Source organism: Umezawaea sp. Da 62-37 (assembly GCF_032460545.1).
Classification (GTDB): domain Bacteria; phylum Actinomycetota; class Actinomycetes; order Mycobacteriales; family Pseudonocardiaceae; genus Umezawaea.
Genome location: NZ_CP135965.1, coordinates 402,395 through 421,088, shown reverse-complemented (window position 1 = coordinate 421,088; position 18,694 = coordinate 402,395). Strand labels below are relative to the sequence as shown.

Below are 18,694 nucleotides of genomic sequence, written 5' to 3'. Positions count from 1 at the left end.
CCGGGGCCGATGCGGCACCGCGCAGATCAACGACCTCGTGGGAGTACACGACCTGCACGCCGCTCTCGGTCGAGCACCGGACGGTTCCGCTGGTGCCCACCTTCCACGGCGGCGGTGGCGAGGACGACCACCACAGCATCGCCACCGGGTGGCCGCCGCTGGTCATGCCGACGATCTGCTTCGCGGGTGAGAAGCCCCCGCTGCCCGAATTCCCGCACCAGCGGTACCAGTTCTTCCAGCCCAACGACAAGGCGAACGACATCGACGTCCGGCTGGCCGCCATCGGCAACGGCAGCCACGAGGCGCTGCGGCCCGCGGCGGCCACGGCCTGGGCTTTCATGTCCGGGTTCGCCCGGTCCGCCGACGGTTCGGTGGTGTCCGCGCGGGGGTGACGACACCCCGTTCGTGATCGACGCCACCGCCTTGGACGCGCACCGTCCACTCCGGACTGATCGGGGTGGACGGTGCGCGTCGGCGTCGGTCTTCGCCCGGAACCAGGACGAGCCCGCTGCCCACCGCGAACCCCGTACTGGTTGACTTGGGCCGGACTCGTGCAGCGCGAGTCGTGGACCGGACTGTCGACGCCACCGCGGGCCGCCGCTCGCGGTCCGCGTCGTGATGGGGGACTCCGATGGGTTCGTTCGACGTGCCGCTGGACGACGAGCGCACGCAGCTCGACGCGTTCGTCGAGGAATGCCGCAGTGCCGTCGAGGCGACCCTCGACTCCCTGACCGAGGAGCAGGCCCGTCGCGGGCTCGTCCCGTCGGCGACAACGTTGCTGGGGCTGCTCAAGCACGTCACGTGGATGCAGCGGGTGTGGTTCGAGGAGTGCGCAGGCGGCACACCCCGTCGGGAACTCGGCCTGGTGGAGGGGCCGGACGACTCCTTCCGGCTCTCCGACGACGACACGATCGCCTCGGTCACGGCGGCCCACCGGGCGGCCTGCGCCACAGCCAGGACCGTGGTCGCCGACCTGCCGCTGGACGCCGTCGTGACGGGCCACCGGGCCGGACCGCGCACGCTCCGCTGGGTGTACCTGCAAGTCCTGCGGGAACTGGCGCACCACTGCGGACATGCGGACATCCTGCGCGAACAGGTGCTCGCCGACTGAGGTCCGGCATTGTCCGTCCGATGTGGACGGTTGTCGTGGCGCGGTTCGGGGTGACCGTCTTCGGAGGACCGCCCGCCGACGGGAAAAGGTGACGATGTGAGCAGCACCGCGTTCAGCATGCCCGTCGAGTGGCGGCCGCATGTCCACGTGCGGCGCGACGGCGGGGTGCGGGGCGATGCCGTGGTCGAGCCCGGTGCGGTGCACGAGGTGCGGGCGGTGCTGGCCGAGCGGTCGCCGGCGGTGGAAGCCGTGCTGGACGAGCCGATGAGCGACCAGGACCTGGTCGCCGCCGTCCGCGCCCACCTGGCCGGTGAGGCGACGCCGCTGGGCGCGGCGGTGGTGGCCGTGCTGCTGGGGTCCGAACCGCGGATGGCCGACGCGCTGGTGGTGGAGCACGGGTTGCCGTTCGCCGCGCGTGCCGTGGTCGGGATGCGCTGCGTCGAGGCGCACCGGAACGGTTACGGGAACACCGCCCTCCACCTGCGGCGCAAGGACCTCGACCACAACGCCGCCGTGGGGACCGCACGGCGGCTGCGGTCGTTGTTGGCGACGGCGTCCGACGAGGAGTACGAGAACGCCTTGCTGGCCGTGGAGCTCCAGCGCACCGCGCTCGGCGCGATGGCGGCCGCCTCGTACCTCTTCCCGACCCGGCGGGACTGGGTCGACGACGCGTTCGACGAGGTGGAACGCGCCAACGTCACCGGGTACCAGCGCGTGCTGGCCCACGTGTCGCTGTCGTACGCGGTCAGCACGGCCGCCCAGGTGGAACGGGCCCTGACCACCAGGGCGGTAGGGCGGTACCTGAAGGACGAGGACGCGTTGTACACCGTGCTCGACGGTGTGGGCGCCGATGCCCTGCCCGCGATCGCGGTGCTGCTGGAGCCGCATCGGGAACTGGACGGCGAGGTCCGGGACCGGGTCCTGGAGACGCTGGTCGAGTTCCCGACCGCCGAGGTGTTCGACGCGCTGCTGGCCCGGCTCGAGGTCAAACGGGTGCTGCCCGCCGTGCTCGACCTGGCCCGCCGGTACCCGGTGCTCGCGCTGGAGCGGTTCGTCGCGTCCGACGACCCACGGGTCGAGCCGCTGCTGGAGCGGCACCTCAAGGGGCACCCCGAGTCGGCCGACGCCCCGAGTCGGCCGACGGGGTCGACCTGCCCGAGGACGTGCGGGCGTTCGTCGACGAACTGCGCGGAGCGGGCGTCGAAGAGGCGCCGGTGGACGCGCTGCCCGCGGTCCTGGTGGATCCGCCGTGGGTGGTCGAGGAGAGGCCCGAGCCGGTGGAACCGGTGGTGGTCAAGGGGATCGCGGCACCGGACCACCGGGCGGTGGAGTGGGAACCCGGCGAGCGGGCCGCGTGGACCGCGCAGTTCTCCTACGCCCGCCGGGCGGACGACGGGACTCCGCTGATCGACCTGCACCGTGCGGGTGACCTCGACTTCCAAGGTCAGATCGAGCTGTTCCTGAGCGGTCCGGTGGACGAACTCCGTCCGCTGCTGCCGGAATGGGACTGCAACAGGTGGTACGCGGCAGGCTCCCTCGCCAAGGCGATCGTGGCCCGCTACGAGATCGACGCCCTCCCGAACGCGCTGAAGGTGGTGGTGGCGCAGAAGGCCGCCCAGAACGGGCTGCTGCTCCCGTTGGTGTCGCTGGAAACGGCCAGGCTGGTGGCGCGGTGGCTGGTGAAGCTCAAGACCACCCGCGAACTCCGCGTCGCGTGGCTGCTGCGCAACCCCTCGCACGCTGCCCGGTTCCTGGTGCTCGACGCGGTGGGTCCGGTGGGTGCGGCGCGCCAAGCGGCGGAGGCCGCGTTGCGGATCATCCCGGAGCACGCTCGGGAGGCGGCGCGCGAGTACGGGCCCGAGGCCGAAAGGGGGATCGCGGCCACGCTCGTGGCGGACGTCGTGGTGCCGCTGAAGGTCCCGACGCTCGGCAAGTGGATCGACCCGCGAATGCTGCCCCCGGTACTGCTGCGGGGGACGAACCAGGCGTTGCCCGCGGAAGCGGTCGGCACCCTGCTCACCTTGCTCGCGTTGAGCACGCCGAACGACGGGCACGCCGACCTGAAGGCCGTGCGCGAAGCCTGCGACGAGGTCTCGCTGGCCCGGTTCTCGTGGGAGCTGTTCGAGGTGTGGCGCGCCAACGGGATGCCGGCGACCGACGGCTGGGTGTTCACCGCACTCGGCCTGCTGGGCGACGACGAGGTAGCGCGCGGGCTGGTGCCGTTGATCCGCGCGTGGCCGGGCGAGTCCCAGCACCCGCGGGCGGTGACCGGGCTGGACGTCCTGGCCGCGATCGGCACCGACGCGGCGTTGACGGCGCTGAACAGCATCGCGCAGAAGGCGGAGTTCGCCGGGATCAAGAGGAAGGCGCGGGAGAAGATCGGGGAGGTCGCCGCGGGGATGGGGCTGACCGCCGAGGAACTGGGCGACCGGCTGGTGCCCGACCTCGGTCTCGACGACGCGTCGAGCACGGTGATCGACTACGGGACGCGGCGGTTCACGATCGGGTTCGACGAGCAGCTCAGGCCGTTCGTGCTGGACGAGTCGGGCAAGCGGCTCAAGGCCCTGCCGAAGCCGGGCGCCAAGGACGACGTCGAGGTGGCCCCGGCCGAGCACAAGCGGTTCGCGCGGCTGAAGAAGGACGTCCGGACGATCGCGGACGACCAGATCGTCCGGCTGGAACGGTCGATGATGCTGGAACGCCGGTGGCCCGCGGCGGAGTTCCGGGCCTACCTGGTCGCGCACCCCCTGCTGCGGCACCTGGTCCGGCGGCTGGTGTGGACGACGGGGGACGGGCGTTCGTTCCGGGTGGCCGAGGACGGCACGTTCGCGGACGTGCGCGACGAGACCTTCCCCCTGCCGGACGACGCCGTCGTCGGGGTGGCGCACCCGCTGCACCTGGGCGAGGACGTGGCGGCGTGGGCGGAGGTGTTCGCCGACTACGAGGTCTTGCAACCGTTCCCGCAGCTGGTGCGGCCGGTGCGCCGGTTCACCGAGGCCGAGCTGTCGTCGAGGGTGCTGGAGCGGTTCAAGGACGTCGAGGTGGGGATCGGCGGGGTGCTGAGGCTGACCAGGGGCGCGTGGAAGCGCGGCGCGCCGATGGACGCGGGGATCGAGCACGCGATCACCCGACCGCTGCCCGGTGGCGGCTCGATCGAGGTGACCCTGGATCCGGGGATCGTGATCGGCGAACCGCACGAGGCCGGACCTCAGGTCCTGCGCGAGATCGGCCTGGTCGGAGAAAGGCGCACCTTCGCCGACCTGAGCCCGGTCACGGCGTCGGAGGTGCTGGCGGAACTGGCCACCTGACGGGCTGAGACGCGGTGGTCGGGTGCCCGCGTCCCGCTGTTCTGAAAACTGACCGGAAGAATTGTCGAAGTGCCCACGAAGGAATCCGGTGACGCCGAGGTGAGGCTGGGGAGTCGCTTCCGCAGACTCTTCGGCGCCACTCTCGTGTCGTCCATCGGCACCGGCATGCACACCGCCGCGTTGCCGCTGCTGGCTCTGCAGAGCACCGGCAGTCCGATGGCGTTGAGCTTCGTCGTCATGGCCGCCGAGGTGCCCTGGGTGCTGCTCTCGTTGCACGCCGGTGTCGTGGTGGACCGATTGGACCGCCGGCGGGTGATGGTGTGGGCGGACCTGGGCCGGTTCGCGGTCCTGGTCGCTCTCGCGGTGCTGATCGTGACCGCGCAGGTGAACATGGTGTGGCTGGTGCTCACGGCGTTCTTGCTGGGCGTTGGCCAGGTCTTCTTCGACCTCGCCGCCCAGGCGGCCATTCCCGACTTCGTGACGCGGGATCCGCGGAGCCTGGCGAAGGCGAACGGGCGGATCGCCGCGGCGGAGAGCAACGGTGAGGACTTCGTGGGGCCTCCGCTCGGCTCGGCTCTGTTCGGTGTGTGGAACTTCCTGCCGTTCGCTGGCAATGCTCTCTCGTTCGCCGCCAGCGGCCTGCTGATCTTCTCGATCGGGGCGGACACCAAGCCGAAGGAGACCCTCGAAGCTCCGCGCAAGAGCGTGCGGAGCGACATGGTCGAGGGCATTCGGTGGTTGTTCGGAAACCGGGCCCTGCGGACGCTGGCCACGGTTTCCTGCCTCGGCAACGTCGCCGCCACCGCTCAGTTCGCGATGCTGGCGCTGCTGGCCATGGAGGTCCTCGGACTTCCGGACTTCGGTTTCGGTCTGCTGCTGACGGCCACCGCGGTCGGCGCGACGACAGGGGGACTGGGCGCTGCGGCCGCCAGCAAGCGATTCGGCCCCGGCACCGTGATGCTCACGGGCAAAGCCGGCGTGGGCGCGGCCATTCTGGTTCTGGGGCTCACCGCGAATGCGTGGGTCGCGGCCGCGATGATGATGGTGACCGGTGCGCTGATGACCGCGGAAAAAGTCGTGGTGAGCACGTTGCGTCAGCAGATCGTGCCCGATGGGCTGTTGGGGAGGGTGCTCTCGTCGAGCAGGCTGGTGGTGATGGCGGGGGGACCGGTCGGTGCGGCCCTCGGCGGCATTCTGGCCAGCGTGTTCGGCGTTCAGGTCTCGTATGTCGCCGCCGGCGCTTTCCTGATCCTGGTGGCGTTGCTCTTCTATCCCTTGCTGAACAACCGCGCCATGATGCGCGCTACGGACGATTCAGGCAGGTAACCGCGATTCCACTCACGTGACCGGGACGAGTACGCCTTCGGCGACGACAGCGGCTTCCCCGAAGCAGGTGCAGTAGGCATAGCGCGTGCCGGTGGGGATTGGCGCATCGGTTCGTTGTTCGAACCCGACTCGTGGAGTGCCCGCCGTTTCGGCGCCGCCGTGGTCATCGACGACTGAGTCGCACCTGATGGGCGCTGAGGCTCAGGTGCGGGCGGTGATGGTGGTGTGCGGGTCACGACTCTCGGCCCGCCCGTGACGACCGCGACCGCGAGTGCGACAACGGTCGTCACCGCCGCCGCTTGCGACGCCGCCGTCGTCTGACAGCGGCCCGGGGCGCCCCGCAGATGGGTCACCGCGAGTGCGGCGGGCTCGTGGGCAGGTGTTTCCACGTCGTCGGGGGCACTGTCGTACTGTCCGCCATGACCACCCGGTGCCTGAACGCGCTCCTGACGCGCGTTCGGCGTCGGAGGGGTCGGCCGTCGCGCCGACCCGCCTCCGCACCCTCCCGACGACGGGGCGTGCCTGAAAACGACAGGTTGTTCTTGAGCACCACACCGGTTTTCGCCACCGCACTGCTGACACGCCTGCGTTCCACCCGGATGACCCCCGAGGTCCTGCGCACCGAGGTGTTGGCAGGTCTCGTGGTCGCCCTCGCGCTGATCCCCGAGGCGATCTCGTTCTCCATCATCGCCGGGGTCGACCCCAGCGTCGGGTTGTTCGCCTCGTTCACCATGGCCGTGGTCATCTCCGTCGTCGGCGGGCGACCCGCGATGATCTCCGCCGCCACCGGCGCCGTGGCACTGGTCGTCGCCCCGCTCGCCCGTGAACACGGCTTGGGCTACCTGTTCGCCGCGGTCATCCTGGGCGGGCTGTTCCAGATCGCGCTCGGCGCGCTCGGCGTGGCCAATCTGATGCGGTTCGTCCCGCGCAGCGTGATGGTGGGCTTCGTCAACGCGCTCGCCATCCTGATCTTCACGGCCCAGGTGCCCGAACTCGTCGACGTCCCGTGGATGGTCTACCCGCTCGTCGTCGCGGCCCTGCTGCTGATGGTGTTCTTCCCGCGGCTCACCAAGGCCGTCCCCGCCCCGCTGGTGTCGATCATCGCGCTCACCGCGTTGACCGTCGGCGCCGGCATCGCGGTCCCCACCGTGGGCGACAAGGGCGCTCTGCCCTCGTCACTGCCCGTTCCGGGCCTGCCCGACGTGCCGTTCACGCTGGACACGCTCAAGCTCGTCGCGCCCTTCGCGCTGGCTCTGGCCCTGGTGGGGCTGATGGAGTCGCTGATGACCGCCACGCTGGTCGACGACCTCACCGACACCCGCTCCAACAAGACCCGCGAGTCGATCGGCCAGGGGATCGCCAACATCGTCACCGGCTTCTTCGGCGGCATGGGCGGTTGCGCGATGATCGGCCAGACCATGATCAACGTCAAGAACGGCGCACGCACCCGGCTCTCGACGTTCCTGGCCGGGGTCTTCCTGATGATCCTGTGCATCGCGTTCGGCCCGATCGTCTCCGACATGCCGATGGCCGCGCTGGTCGCCGTGATGGTCCTGGTCTCCTTCGGCACCTTCGACTGGCACTCCATCGCCCCCGCGACGCTCAAGCGGATGCCGACCGGCGAGATCGCCGTCATGGTCGTCACCGTCGCCGTGGTCGTCGCCACCGGCAACCTCGCCATCGGCGTCGTCGTCGGCTCCGTCATCGCCATGATCATCTTCGCTCGTCGCGTCGCGCACTTCGCGACGGTGACCGGCCTCGTCGACCCCGACGGCCACCGGGTGGTCTACACCGTGAACGGCGAGCTGTTCTTCGCCTCCAGCAACGACCTCGTCCACCGGTTCGACTACGCGGGCGATCCCGACAAGGTCGTCGTCGACCTCACCGCCGCCCACGTCTGGGACGCCTCGTCGGTGGCCGCGCTGGACGCCGTCACGACCAAGTACGCCGCGCGCGGCAAGACCGTGGAGATCGTCGGGCTCAACGAGCACAGCGCCAGGATGCACGGCGCTCTCAGCGGAGAACTCACCGGAAACCACTGAGGTCCAGCCGCTGCGGCCGCTGGCGGTTCTCCGGGTGTGCGGACGTCCTGCAGGCTTAGCGCCGGATCCGCGACCGCGCCAGGTCGGGACAGGAATGGGTGGTGGCCCGCGTCGAGTCCGACGACCCGGCCCGCTCTGCGGGCGTACTCCCGCTGCGCTCGGGCGGGGGTGCCCGCGTCCTGGGCGCACACCAGGTCTTCTTCCCTGACGGTGTGGAAACCGGGCAGGACGTTGCCCGCGTGGTCGCGGAGAGGCAGGTCGGACATGGCGCGATCCAACCGCGGCACCGCCCCCGAGCGTCGTGTGCGGGCGGACCGGGGAGGCGTTCAGCACCAGGCGAAAGCCGGATTTGACCGGCGGTTGGGCGGCGGGGCGGGCCGGTTCGCGGCGGTAGACTGGGCGTTCGGCACCGGATGGGGGAGGCAGGCGTGGATCACGGCGACAAGCTCTTCTGGCTCTCGGTCCTGATCCAGCGCAAGTACGCGGAGATCTGCGCCGAGTACGACCTGACCCCCTCGCAGGCCACGCTGCTGTGCGCGGTCAAGGACGTGCCGCGGCGGATGGCGTACCTCGCCGCCTCGCTCGGCATGACCAAGAACGCGCTGAGCCAGCTTGTCGATCGCATCGAGCGGCTCGACCTGGTCAGCCGGGTGGGCTCGGAGCGGGATCGGCGGGTCGTCATGCTCGGGGTGACGCCCGCGGGGAAGGTGCTCGCCGAGGCCGTGTACGCCGAGATCACCAAGCGCCTGCCCGACATCGCGGGGAACCTCGACGCCGACGACCAGCGCGACTTCGAACGCGTCGCCATCGCCATCGTGGACGCGTCGGGCGTCTCGGCCTCCACTCCGTCCTGACCCACCGCGCAGTGCCTTCGAGGCACCCGTGCGCCTTGCGGAAGTTCATGGCGTGAACTAATCTTGTTCACGTCATGAACTAACGAAAGGTGCCACCATGAGCACGCAGGCAACCGGCACGATCGCGGTCTTCGGCGCGACGGGGCAGCAGGGCGGGGCGGTCGTCGACGCGCTCCTGGCCCGAGGAGCGGAGGTGCGGGCCCTCGTCCGCGCCCCCGAGTCCGACCGGGCGCGGGCGCTGGCCGCCCGAGGCGTCGAGTTGTCGGCCATCCGGATCGACGACCCGGCGTCACTGGCCGCCGCGTTGGAGGCCGTCGACGCGTTCTACTTCATGACCCCGGAATCCCATAGCCCCCAGGAGACCGAGGATGAAATCCGACTGGGCACCGCCCTCATCGACGCGGCGGTCGCGGCGCGCGTGCCGCACGTCGTGTTCAACTCGGTCAGCGGAGCGGAGCACGACTCGGGTGTGTCGCACTTCGAGTCGAAGGGCCGGGTCGAGGAGCGCCTGAGGCGGTCCGGACTGCGGGCCGTGGTGGTCCGCCCGGTCGCCTTCATGGAGAGCTTCGCGATGCTGCCGCCGACCGTGGAGGACGGCGAGATCGTTCTGAGGATGCCGGTGCCGGACGGCGTCCGCCTCAAGTTGGTCGCGGTCAAGGACATCGGCCTGGTCGCCGCCGCGATCCTGCTCGGCACCGCGGACGTACCCGGCGGTGCCGTCGAGGTCATCGGTGACGAGCTGACGGGCAGCCAGATCGCCGCCGCGTTCGGCGCGCACGCCGGGCTCCCGGCTCGCTACGAGGCCCTGCCGCTGAGCGTCCTCGGCGGCGATCCCGAGGAGGAGGCGATGTTCCGCTGGTTCGCGGAGGGATCCGCCTACCCGTCGGACCTCGCGGCGGTGAGGGCGATCGTGCCGACCACCTGGGACCTGGCCGAGTGGATCCGCTCCACCGGCTGGACCGCGCCCACCGACCTGGTCCCTTCCTGAGCGCTGCACGCGGGCCAGTTCGCCTGCCTGCCCTGTGGGGGCGCGCCTGACGATCTCCGCGTCCAACGGGCTCGTGTCGTCCACCCGCGCTCGACCGTTCAGCGGGAACAAGAAGATCGTTGAGGTGCCCCCGGAAAGTACTGGGTCCACTCGGCGGGCGTGAGTTCCTGGCCCTTGTCCTGGCAGAGTCGGGACATCACCCGGTCGACGTCGAGGTCGAGTTGCCACATGCCCATCCGGGAGTCGTAGAAGCGAAGCGTGTTGTCGTGGACGAGTGGAATCATCGCCAGGGCTCCGTGCCCGCGGACCGTCGTGACCAGTCGTGGTTCCAGTTGCTTCTCGATGTTCCAGATGCGAAGCATTCCGGCGTTGTCCGTGAAGGCGTAGTGCCCGTCATCGGTGAGTTGCAGTTCAGCCTGACCGGGGGATTCCGTGTCGATATCGACCCATTTCTCGATACTGCCGTCGTCGTGCACCTGCCAGACCCGCATCCGGGGTGAAGCCAGGAGGTTCTGTTCCGTGAGGAAGTGTCCGTTCCCGTCGTATTCCGTGGTGTACGTCAGGCCGCCTTCGCCCATTTCCGCCGAGTTCTGCAACGACCACTGGCCATCCGCTGTCAAACTCCACATGTCGATGAACTGGCTCGATGTCCAGTCGATCGGCTCATTGACAGAAAGGCGCAACGTGACAAGTCCGCGCCCGTCCGGTCGCATCGAAGTGAGGTGCGTAGTCGGAAGCGCGAGCTGCTTCGGATTTTCGAAGTCGGTCAGATCCCACATCATCGGCTTGATCTCCCGACCTGATTCCTCGACCTCGGTGGTGAGTGCGGTGCGACCGTTCTCGCTGAGAGCTTGCACGTCTTGCCTGCCCGGCAGAGTCCCCGCCTTCCGCGGATTGCCTGGGTCGCTGATGTCCCAGATGTCCGTGCGGTAGGTCTTCCGGTCACAGGTGAGCATGACCTTGGCATCGGCGCTGATCCGGACCAACGCGTCGTCGAGGTCGAGGTAGGCGGTCCTCGCGGCCGACTCGCCGGACACGCTCCACAGCATGGCGGGCGTATCGCCGTTTTTCGGGGTCACCGCGATGTCGGCGTGAGGGGAGAACGTGGCCGGGGAGTAGGAGCTCGAAAGTGTTGTGGATTGCTGGCCGATTGCGGCGTTGGCGTTGACGAGCGCCTCCGCGGTTTCCGGTGTCGTGGCCAGTGCTCGTGCCGCCAGCGCCACCTTGACGGCCTTGGCGGGATCTCCGTCGAGCATGTCCGCGACCTCGCCCGCGGCCTTGAGCGCCAACGCCGTGTTGCGTTGACGCGCCGCCTCGCGCTCGGCGTTCACCGCGACGACGACGGCCCCGGCGAACAGCAGGACGAGCACGGACAGCATGGCGACGAGCTGTTTGAGCCGTCGGGTGCGCCGACGGTCCGCGACCTGCCTCGACAACTCGCCTGCGGTGCTCGCGTCGAGGAAGGCGCGCTCGCGGGTGGTCACGACGTCGCCGAGGCTCTCCTGGGCCCGGATGAGCCGTGATCCGCTGTACAGGGTGTCGGGGTCGCGGCCGTGCGCTTCCCAGACGTCGGTGGCGTCGGTCAGCTGGCGGTGGATCCGCAGCAGATCGCGGTCCTCGGCGATCCAGTCCCGCAGTCGCGGCCATGAACGGATCACCGCTTCGTGCGTCAGTTCCACGGAGTCGTGGTCCAGCGTGATCAGGCGCGCGGCGGCCAGCCGGTCCAGCAGGTCGTCGGCGACGTCGAGTTCGCGGCGCGGGACCCGCCGTTTGGTGTCCTCGGTGCCCTGCCCCAGCGCGACCAGGCGCAGGAACAGTTGCTTGGCCGCGTGGCGCTGGTCGGGATCGAGTGACAGGAAGCTGTTCTCGGCCGTCTGGGCCAACGCGCCGCGGATCCCGCCCGCCGCTTCGTAGCCGCTGACGGTGATGGTGTTGCCACGCCGTCGCCGCCAGCTCTCGAGCAGGGCGTGCGACAGCAGCGGCAGCACCGCGGTGTGCCCGGTGGCCTGGGCGATGAGTTCCGCGACGAGCGCTCCCTCCACGATGCCGTGGGAACGGATGGCGGGCTGGACGATGGCTTGGCGGAGCTCATCGGTGGTCATGGGGCCGACCGCCACGTGGGCGTCGGTCAGCGCGGCGACGAGTTCGGGGTACTGGGTGCAGTGCGCGTAGAAGTCCGCGCGGACCCCGATGACGACCCGGCACCCGCTGGTGTCGGTGTTGGAGGCGTCGCAGATCGCGGTGATGAACCCGCGTCGCTCGTCCGGGTCGTCGCAAAGGGTGAAGACCTCTTCGAACTGGTCGACCACCACGACCAGGTCGGATTGGTCGGGGTTGGCCTGCCGGACGATCCGGTGCAGGTTGCGCGGATCCGCGACCAGGTCGGCGTGCGCCTGCGGGGCCGGGACGCCCGTGAGCCGGGCGAGCTGGACGGCGCACTCCTCCCACGGATGCCGACCGGGGGTGAACAGGACGGTCCGCGCGCCTCCGTCGACCAGCCGGGGCAGCAACCCCGCCCGCAGCAGCGAGGTCTTGCCCGCACCCGAGGCGCCGAAGACGGCGACGAACCGCTTTCGCGCCATCTTGGCCTCGAGTTCGTCGACAAGTCCTTCGCGGCCGAAGAACAGATCCGCGTCATCGACACCGAATGCGGACAAACCGACGTAGGGGGCGGTGGCGGTGTCGTCCGGGGACTCGGTCGGAGTCTCGAGGACGCGTGAGACGCCCTCCCATTTCGCCTGCCATTCATCGGGATCGCCACCGCAAGCGGTCACGTAGGCGAGGGTGACGGCCAATGACGGCAGCTGTCGTCCGCCCGCTGCCTCCGACAACGCGGTGGCCGAATAGTGCGCCCGTTGCGACAGCTTTCGATACGGGGCATTCCCGGCCGTGCGGCGCAACTCGCGCAGACCGGCGGCGAAGTCGGCCAATTCCGCCGGGGCGGAGTCCAGAGGTCGTTCCGGTCTGGCCACTGCTGTTTCCCCCCACGTCGCACTTGTTCACCCAGTGTGCTGGGAGGGTTGCGCACTGTCCAGGCTTGTTGATTGACCACCATCGGTCGCTGGTCGCTGGTCAACCCCGGGTGTTCTAGAAATCGATCTGCGAAGCGGTCGACGGCTCGCGATCCTCGAATTGTCCAAGGCGAAATCGGGCGGACGGGTTCGAACGCCATCGCGGAGGCAGGACAAGATGGCGATCCACATGGGTGCGGCCCGGCACACGGGGGGTGGTGCCGGACCGCGCTCGTGGTCGACCAGCCCCGAGGGGGACGGGTCCTCAGTCCAGGCAGAACTCGTTGCCCTCGACGTCCTGCATCGAGATGCACGACTCGTTCTCGCCGTCGGCGGACAGCAGGCGCACGCGCACCGCGCCGAGCGCGACCAGGCGTGCGCACTCGGCTTCCAGCGTGGCCAGCCGCTCCTCGCCCGCGAGCCCGGTGCCCGCCCGCACGTCGAGGTGCACGCGGTTCTTGGCGACCTTGCCCTCGGGAACGCGCTGGAAGTACAGCCGCGGGCCCACGCCGGAGGGGTCGACGCAGGCGAACCACGAGTCCCGGTCGCCGGGGGACAGGGAGCGGTCGTAGTCGGTCCAGGTGGTGAAGTTCCCTGGTGGTGGCGGTACGACGTACCCGAGCACCTCGCACCAGAAACGGGCGACGCGCTCGGGTTGTGCGCAGTCGAAGGTGACCTGGAACTGCTTGACCGACCCCATGGGACCACTTTAGTGGAGCGCCTGGGCCCACGGGCGGTGGCGGTCACCCCGGTCCACAGTGGACCGGGGCGCCGGGTCAGGCTCCGGGGCGGTTGCCGGTGGGGATGGTGATGGGTGTGGTGGTGGGTGAGCCGGCCTTGTTGAGGAACAGCATCGCCAGCGCGCGGATGAACTGGTCGAACATGTAGAACCCGACGGGCGCGATGGGGATCAGCCCTTCGCGGAACGCGATGTAGGCGGGCCACCCGGTGCGGACGGTGGCGGCGGCCACGTAGTCGCGGCGCAGCCCGAGCCAGTCGCCGATCCGGTCGCTGAGCACGTAGCGAACGAACTCGTTGATGAACCCGCGGGTGACGCCGAGGTCGACCTGGGCGGTCAGCCCGAGCAGGTCCTCGGCCAGTTCCCGGCCCTCCGTCGACGGGGTGAGGATCAGGGTGAGGACCTGCGCCGCCTGGGCGTCGGCCGCGGCCCAGGTCTTGGGGATGAACTCGTCGCGCACGCCGAGCAGGTGGATGGCGACCTGCCACTGGTGCAGGAACGCGTCCTCCTCCGCGGCCGTCATCGGGACGTGCCACTCGACCAGCTTGCGGTGCACGAACGTGCCGAGGCTGTGGAAGGTGACGAGGATGTCGCCGTTGCTGATGGGGATCTGCTCGTCCACCACCGCTTTCCAGCGCGAGGACTGCGGCAGCAGGTGGCGCACCGCGGCGTGCACGACGCGGGTCTTGTTGGCCGTGACCACGAACTGGCCCGAGGGTTCGAACGCGGTCAGCTCGCTCAGGTCGTAGCCGAAGGTGAACGTCTTGGCCGCGCGGTCCTGCATGTTGGCGCCGCCCGCGGACCAGTAGACCGATTTGGCCTCGCGGGGGATGACCGTGCTCATGATGCCGCTGCCCAGGCCGTAGAGCATCAACAGGTAGGTGTCCTTGCGCCGGTTGAAGTCGGCGGCCAGGCGCAGCTTGGCGCGGTCGGCCCACGAGGGCAGCGCGGCGGCCTGCCGCAGGTGGGCGGCGAGGTCGGCGGGTAAGCCGCTGGGCACCGGGCGGTTGTTGTCCACCCACGGCCGCCACGCGGTGTTGACCGCCGGGATCTGGCCGGTGTCGAGGAGCGTCGCCATCAGGCGGTCCAGGTCGTCGTCCCAGGTCCACCACGGATCGGTGCCCGCGGCGGCGCCCGCCGGGGCCGCCAAGGCCGCGTTGGCACCCGCCACGCTCACCAAACCCAGCGCGACGCCGAGTGAAAGGACATTCCTTCTGCTGAGATTGCCCATTTACTTACCTAGCTTCCTTGGTAGGCATAGGCGCTGCTGGTGCGGTGTTTCGCGGGAGCAAGCCAGCCTCGTTGCCGCTTGATCTGAGACGAGATTCCTGGTTAACATATCGAAGCTGGTCGGCCGTCGGCAAGGGCATCGCCGATCTGAATCGGTCCGCTACTCCAGAGGAGTCCGCATGACCAGGGAGCAGGCTCGGATCCCGGCACCCCCGACCGTCGCGACGGCCGGGTCGCGCCCCGCGTGGGTGACCGACGAGGTGGTCGCGCGGTGGTGCGGATGGGTGCGTCGCGACGTGACCCGGCACGGGAACCCGGCGCCCGAACCGCTGACGGCCGCCGCGCCCTACGACCTGTCACCGACCGCGCCGGTCCCCGCGTGCGCCCCGGAGGACGTCGCGGCCGCGGTCGTGGCCGCCCGTCGGGCCCAACGGGAGTGGGCCGCCACGTCGGCCGCGCGCCGCGGCGGGATCGTCCTGGCCTTCCACGACCTGCTGCTGCGGCGGCAGGAGCAGGTGCTCGACCTGATCCAGTGGGAGACGGGCAAGGCGCGCTACCACGCCTGGCAGGAGGTGGCCCAGGTCGCGACCATCGCCCGGCACTACGCCCGCCGCGCCCGGCGCTACCTCGCACCCCGGCGCGTGCGCGGGATGGTGCCCGGCCTGACGAGGGTCAGGGAGGTGCGGGTGCCCAAGGGGGTCGTCGGCGTCATCTCCCCCTGGAACTACCCGCTCTACCTCGGGGTCGGGGACGTGCTGCCCGCGCTGCTGGCGGGCAATGCCGTCGTGTCGAAGGCGGATCCCCAGACCCCGCTGACCATGCTGTGGACCCGAGACCTGCTGGCCGAGGCCGGGCTGCCCGACGACCTGTGGCAGATCGTCACCGGGTCGGGGCCGGTGGTGGGGTCCGCCGTGGTCGACACCGTCGACTTCGTCTGCTTCACCGGGTCGACCGCCACCGGCCGCACCGTGGCGGAGCGCGCCGCGCGGCGACTGGTCGGCGCGTCCCTGGAACTGGGCGGGAAGAACCCGCTCATCGTGCGCGAGGACGCCGACGTCACTGCCGCGGCGGCGGGCACGGTGGTGGCCGCCTTCGCCAACTCCGGGCAGATGTGCGTCCACGTCGAACGCGTCTACGCGCACGAGGCGGTCTACGACGCGTTCCGCGACGAGCTGGTGCGCGCCACGCGGGCGTTGCGGCTCGGGCAGACCTACGACTACGCGCCGGACCTCGGGCCGCTGGTCTCCCCGGCCCGGCTGGCGGCCGTCGAAGCGCACGTCGACGACGCGGTGGCCCACGGGGCGACGGTGCTCGCGGGCGGCCGCGCCCGCCCCGACCTCGGCCCGCTGTTCTACGAGCCCACGATCCTGGAGGGCGTCACACCGGGGATGGCCGTGCACGGGACGGAGACGTTCGGCCCGGTGATCTCGCTGTACCCCTACGCCGCGGGCAGCGATCCGGTGGCGCTGGCCAACCAGGGGACCTACGGCCTGTCGGCGTCGATCTGGTCGAGGGACGGCCGCGAGGCCCGGCGGATGGCCGGGCGGATCCGGTCCGGCTCGGTCAACATCAACGACGGCGCGGCGGCCGCGGCGGGCAGCGTCGAGGCCGGGATGGGCGGCATGGGCGACAGCGGCCTCGGCAGGCGGCACGGCGCGGAGGGCATCCGCAAGTTCACCGAGAGCCAGACGATCGCCGCGCAGCGACTCCTGCCGCTTGGCCCCTCGCCGAAGTCGACGGCGGACGGTTTCGTCCGCCGCACCAACGCGCAGCTGACCCTGCTGCGCAGGCTGGGTGTCCGATGAGCGGCGACGCGGCGCGGCGGTGGCAGGTCTTGCGGGCGTCGGCGGGCCCGGTGGACACCGGTGAGCTCGACGCCCTGTGGGCCGATCTCGAGGTCGTCGACGCGTCGGCGGTCCTGGGCTCCTGGCGGGGTTTCGCCTTCCCCACCGGGCATCCGCTGGAGGCGGTGCTGATCAGCAGCCGGTGGCACGGCAAGCGGTTCGTCGCACCGGACGACGCCAAGCCGCTGATCCGCCGGGGCGAGGACGGCACCTTCTACTCCGACACCACGGCGGGCAGGGGCGAGGCGTCCCTGTGGAACGTGGAGTTCCGCGGCGAGGTCACCGCCACGATGGTCTACGACGGAATGCCGGTGCTCGACCACTTCAAGCGCGTGGACGACACCACCCTGATGGGCGTGATGAACGGCAAACCGGGCGTCGTGCTGGCCCGCGGCCGCCACTTCTACTTCGGCCTGGAACGCGAGTGAGGACCTCGGTGCTGCTCTCGTGCGGCTCCGGGCCCAGCGAGGTCGTCGACGCGGAACCGGACGACCCGCGCCCGGACGAGGTGGTCGTCCGGATCGAGGCGGTCGGGGTCTGCCACACCGACCTGCTCACCCTGCGGGTGCTGGGGGACCGGCCCGCGGTGCTCGGCCACGAGGGGTGCGGCACCGTCGAGCGGTTGGGCTCGGACGTCGACACCCTCGCGGTGGGGGAGCGGGTCGTGATCTCGTTCTCCTCCTGCGGCGGGTGCGCGCAGTGCGGGGCCGGTCAGCCCGCGTACTGCGCGTCGGCGGCCGCGCTGAACAACTCGGGACGACGCCCGGACGGCTCCGCGACCATCCGCGTCGGCGGCGAACCGGTGTTCGCCGCGTTCTTCGGCGTCGTGGTGGAGACCGCCGCGCCGCGACCTCGCCGCCCGGTTCGGAGCCACCGCTGCGCGGCCTGCGCCCGCGCGGGTGCGGTCGCCGACCAGCGGGCCGGTTCGGTGCTGAAACCGGTGCCCCTGCCCGCCTGGTGGCGAAGTCGACTTCCGAGCGCACAATCCGAAGAGCCCAGGATCGGAGTCCCGATGACCAGCGTGATCCCCGCAGGACGGTCGCTCTACGACGACGACCACGAACTGCTGCGCGACACCGTCCGCGCGTTCGTCGACAAGCACGCCGCGCCCCACGCCGAGCGGTGGCGGGCGGAGGGCAAGGTCGACCGCGGGCTCTTCGAGGAGGCCGCCAAGGCCGGGATCCTCGGCTTCACCATCCCCGAGGAGTACGGCGGCGGCGGTGTCTCCGACTACCGCTTCAACGCGGTGATCGGCGAGGAGTTCTCCCGCCATCCGGTGTCGGACGGCCTCGCCGGGGTCGCGCTGTCCAACGACATCGTCATCCCCTACTTCACCGACCTGACCGACGACGAGCAGAAAGCCCGCTGGCTGCCGGGGATCGCCGCCGGGAAGCTCGTCGTCGCGGTCGCCATGACGGAACCGGGCACCGGCAGCGACCTGGCCGGAATCGCCACCACCGCCGTCCGCGACGGTGACGACTACGTGGTCAACGGCAGCAAGGTCTTCATCTCCAACGGCCAGAACGCCGACCTCGTGGTCACCGCCGTCCGGACCGGACCCGACCGCCACCGGGGGATCAGCCTGCTGGTCGTCGAGGCCGATCGCCCCGGCTTCTCCCGCGGCCGCAACCTGGAGAAGGTCGGCCTGCACGCCCAGGACACCAGCGAGCTGTCCTACCAGGACGTCCGGGTCCCCGCCGCCAACCTGCTCGGGGAGGAGGGGTCGGGCTTCCTCGGCCTGATGCGGAACCTGCCCCAGGAGCGGATATCGATCGCCGCCAACGCCGTGGCCTCCGCCGAGGGCGTGCTGGAGCGCACCCTGGACTACGTCAAGCAGCGCACGGCGTTCGGGCAGGCGATCGGGTCGTTCCAGAACACGCGCTTCGAACTGGCCGACATGGTCACCTCCGTGCGGGTGAGCCGGGCCTACGTCGACGACCTGCTCGCCAAGCACACCCGAGGGGAACTCAGCGCGGTGGACGCCGCGGCGGCGAAGTTCTGGACCACGGAGCAGTACGTCGGCATCGTCGGCCGGTGCCTGCAACTGCACGGCGGGTACGGGTACATGCTCGAGTACCGCATCGCGCACGACTACCTCGACTCGCGCGTCAGCACCATCTACGGGGGCACCACGGAGATCATGAAGGAGATCGTCGGACGCGACCTGGGTCTGTAGGTCCGGAGTCGTCGCGCGGCTGGTCGGACGGGACCACGTCAACCGCGAGTCACGCAGCGGGCGGT

The 18,694-nt window shown here is 70.4% G+C and carries 14 protein-coding genes; 11 read left to right on the top strand and 3 right to left on the bottom strand.

The genetic code is table 11. From position 1 onward, the window contains the following. Nucleotides 1-92: 92 nt before the first annotated feature. The 8 genes from RM788_RS01820 to RM788_RS01785 all read left to right on the top strand — a co-directional run bounded on the left by RM788_RS01820 (nucleotide 93) and on the right by RM788_RS01785 (nucleotide 9,629). Entirely contained in the window at nucleotides 93-392 is a 300-nt protein-coding gene (locus RM788_RS01820) for a hypothetical protein (protein WP_315929682.1), read from the top strand. Nucleotides 393-631: 239 nt separating this feature from the next. Next, complete coding sequence (locus RM788_RS01815; RefSeq protein WP_315929681.1) at nucleotides 632-1,111, top strand: DinB family protein; 480 nt, start codon at nucleotides 632-634, stop codon at nucleotides 1,109-1,111. A 96-nt stretch (nucleotides 1,112-1,207) separates the two neighbouring features. Beyond that, nucleotides 1,208-2,518: a hypothetical protein gene (locus RM788_RS01810; protein WP_315929680.1), complete on the top strand. Its 1,311-nt coding sequence runs from the start codon at nucleotides 1,208-1,210 to the stop codon at nucleotides 2,516-2,518. 542 nt (nucleotides 2,519-3,060) lie between these two features. Next, nucleotides 3,061-4,419, top strand: coding sequence for a DUF4132 domain-containing protein (locus RM788_RS01805; protein ID WP_315934961.1), 1,359 nt, complete (start codon nucleotides 3,061-3,063; stop codon nucleotides 4,417-4,419). Nucleotides 4,420-4,488: 69 nt separating this feature from the next. Next, entirely contained in the window at nucleotides 4,489-5,745 is a 1,257-nt protein-coding gene (locus tag RM788_RS01800) for an MFS transporter (RefSeq protein ID WP_315929679.1), read from the top strand. Nucleotides 5,746-6,344: 599 nt separating this feature from the next. Continuing rightward, a complete protein-coding gene (locus tag RM788_RS01795; protein ID WP_315934960.1) occupies nucleotides 6,345-7,787 on the top strand; it encodes a SulP family inorganic anion transporter in 1,443 nt (480 codons plus the stop codon). A 428-nt stretch (nucleotides 7,788-8,215) separates the two neighbouring features. Beyond that, complete coding sequence (locus tag RM788_RS01790; protein WP_315929678.1) at nucleotides 8,216-8,641, top strand: MarR family winged helix-turn-helix transcriptional regulator; 426 nt, start codon at nucleotides 8,216-8,218, stop codon at nucleotides 8,639-8,641. 97 nt (nucleotides 8,642-8,738) lie between these two features. Beyond that, nucleotides 8,739-9,629 (top strand): NmrA/HSCARG family protein, encoded by an 891-nt coding sequence (locus RM788_RS01785; RefSeq protein WP_315929677.1) that lies wholly within the window; start codon nucleotides 8,739-8,741, stop codon nucleotides 9,627-9,629. Nucleotides 9,630-9,727: 98 nt separating this feature from the next. Here the strand turns inward: RM788_RS01785 and RM788_RS01780 are convergent, their stop codons facing one another. The 3 genes from RM788_RS01780 to RM788_RS01770 all read right to left on the bottom strand — a co-directional run bounded on the left by RM788_RS01780 (nucleotide 9,728) and on the right by RM788_RS01770 (nucleotide 14,610). Then, nucleotides 9,728-12,601: an nSTAND1 domain-containing NTPase gene (locus tag RM788_RS01780; protein ID WP_315929676.1), complete on the bottom strand. Its 2,874-nt coding sequence runs from the start codon at nucleotides 12,599-12,601 to the stop codon at nucleotides 9,728-9,730. Between the two features lie 304 nt (nucleotides 12,602-12,905). Continuing rightward, nucleotides 12,906-13,340, bottom strand: a complete 435-nt coding sequence (locus RM788_RS01775; RefSeq protein WP_315929675.1) for a VOC family protein — start codon at nucleotides 13,338-13,340, stop codon at nucleotides 12,906-12,908. A 76-nt stretch (nucleotides 13,341-13,416) separates the two neighbouring features. Further along, the gene (locus RM788_RS01770; protein ID WP_315929674.1) at nucleotides 13,417-14,610 is read right to left on the bottom strand and encodes an oxygenase MpaB family protein; all 1,194 of its coding nucleotides are present in this window, start codon (nucleotides 14,608-14,610) and stop codon (nucleotides 13,417-13,419) included. 178 nt (nucleotides 14,611-14,788) lie between these two features. On the opposite strand from RM788_RS01770, the gene RM788_RS01765 reads away from it, so the two are divergent. From RM788_RS01765 to RM788_RS01755, 3 genes are read left to right on the top strand one after another with little or no spacing between them, the layout of a single operon-like run. After that, nucleotides 14,789-16,414 carry a succinic semialdehyde dehydrogenase gene (locus RM788_RS01765; protein ID WP_315929673.1) on the top strand — a complete coding sequence of 542 codons (1,626 nt, stop codon included), beginning with the start codon at nucleotides 14,789-14,791 and terminating at the stop codon, nucleotides 16,412-16,414. Further along, nucleotides 16,411-16,881: a DUF4334 domain-containing protein gene (locus RM788_RS01760; protein ID WP_315929672.1), complete on the top strand. Its 471-nt coding sequence runs from the start codon at nucleotides 16,411-16,413 to the stop codon at nucleotides 16,879-16,881. Before RM788_RS01765 ends, RM788_RS01760 begins: the two co-directional genes overlap by 4 nt. Continuing rightward, nucleotides 16,878-18,629 carry an acyl-CoA dehydrogenase family protein gene (locus RM788_RS01755; protein WP_315929671.1) on the top strand — a complete coding sequence of 584 codons (1,752 nt, stop codon included), beginning with the start codon at nucleotides 16,878-16,880 and terminating at the stop codon, nucleotides 18,627-18,629. The genes RM788_RS01760 and RM788_RS01755 overlap by 4 nt, the downstream gene beginning before the upstream one ends. Nucleotides 18,630-18,694: the final 65 nt, after the last annotated feature.

Bases quoted from the DNA above. Each gene is read 5' to 3' on its own strand.
- RM788_RS01815 (WP_315929681.1), top strand. From the start codon at position 632: ATGGGTTCGTTCGACGTGCCGCTGGACGACGAGCGCACGCAGCTCGAC.
- RM788_RS01805 (WP_315934961.1), top strand. From the start codon at position 3,061: ATGCTGCCCCCGGTACTGCTGCGGGGGACGAACCAGGCGTTGCCCGCG.
- RM788_RS01795 (WP_315934960.1), top strand. From the start codon at position 6,345: ATGACCCCCGAGGTCCTGCGCACCGAGGTGTTGGCAGGTCTCGTGGTC.
- RM788_RS01785 (WP_315929677.1), top strand. From the start codon at position 8,739: ATGAGCACGCAGGCAACCGGCACGATCGCGGTCTTCGGCGCGACGGGG.
- RM788_RS01775 (WP_315929675.1), bottom strand. From the start codon at position 13,340: ATGGGGTCGGTCAAGCAGTTCCAGGTCACCTTCGACTGCGCACAACCC.
- RM788_RS01770 (WP_315929674.1), bottom strand. From the start codon at position 14,610: ATGGGCAATCTCAGCAGAAGGAATGTCCTTTCACTCGGCGTCGCGCTG.
- RM788_RS01765 (WP_315929673.1), top strand. From the start codon at position 14,789: ATGACCAGGGAGCAGGCTCGGATCCCGGCACCCCCGACCGTCGCGACG.
- RM788_RS01760 (WP_315929672.1), top strand. From the start codon at position 16,411: ATGAGCGGCGACGCGGCGCGGCGGTGGCAGGTCTTGCGGGCGTCGGCG.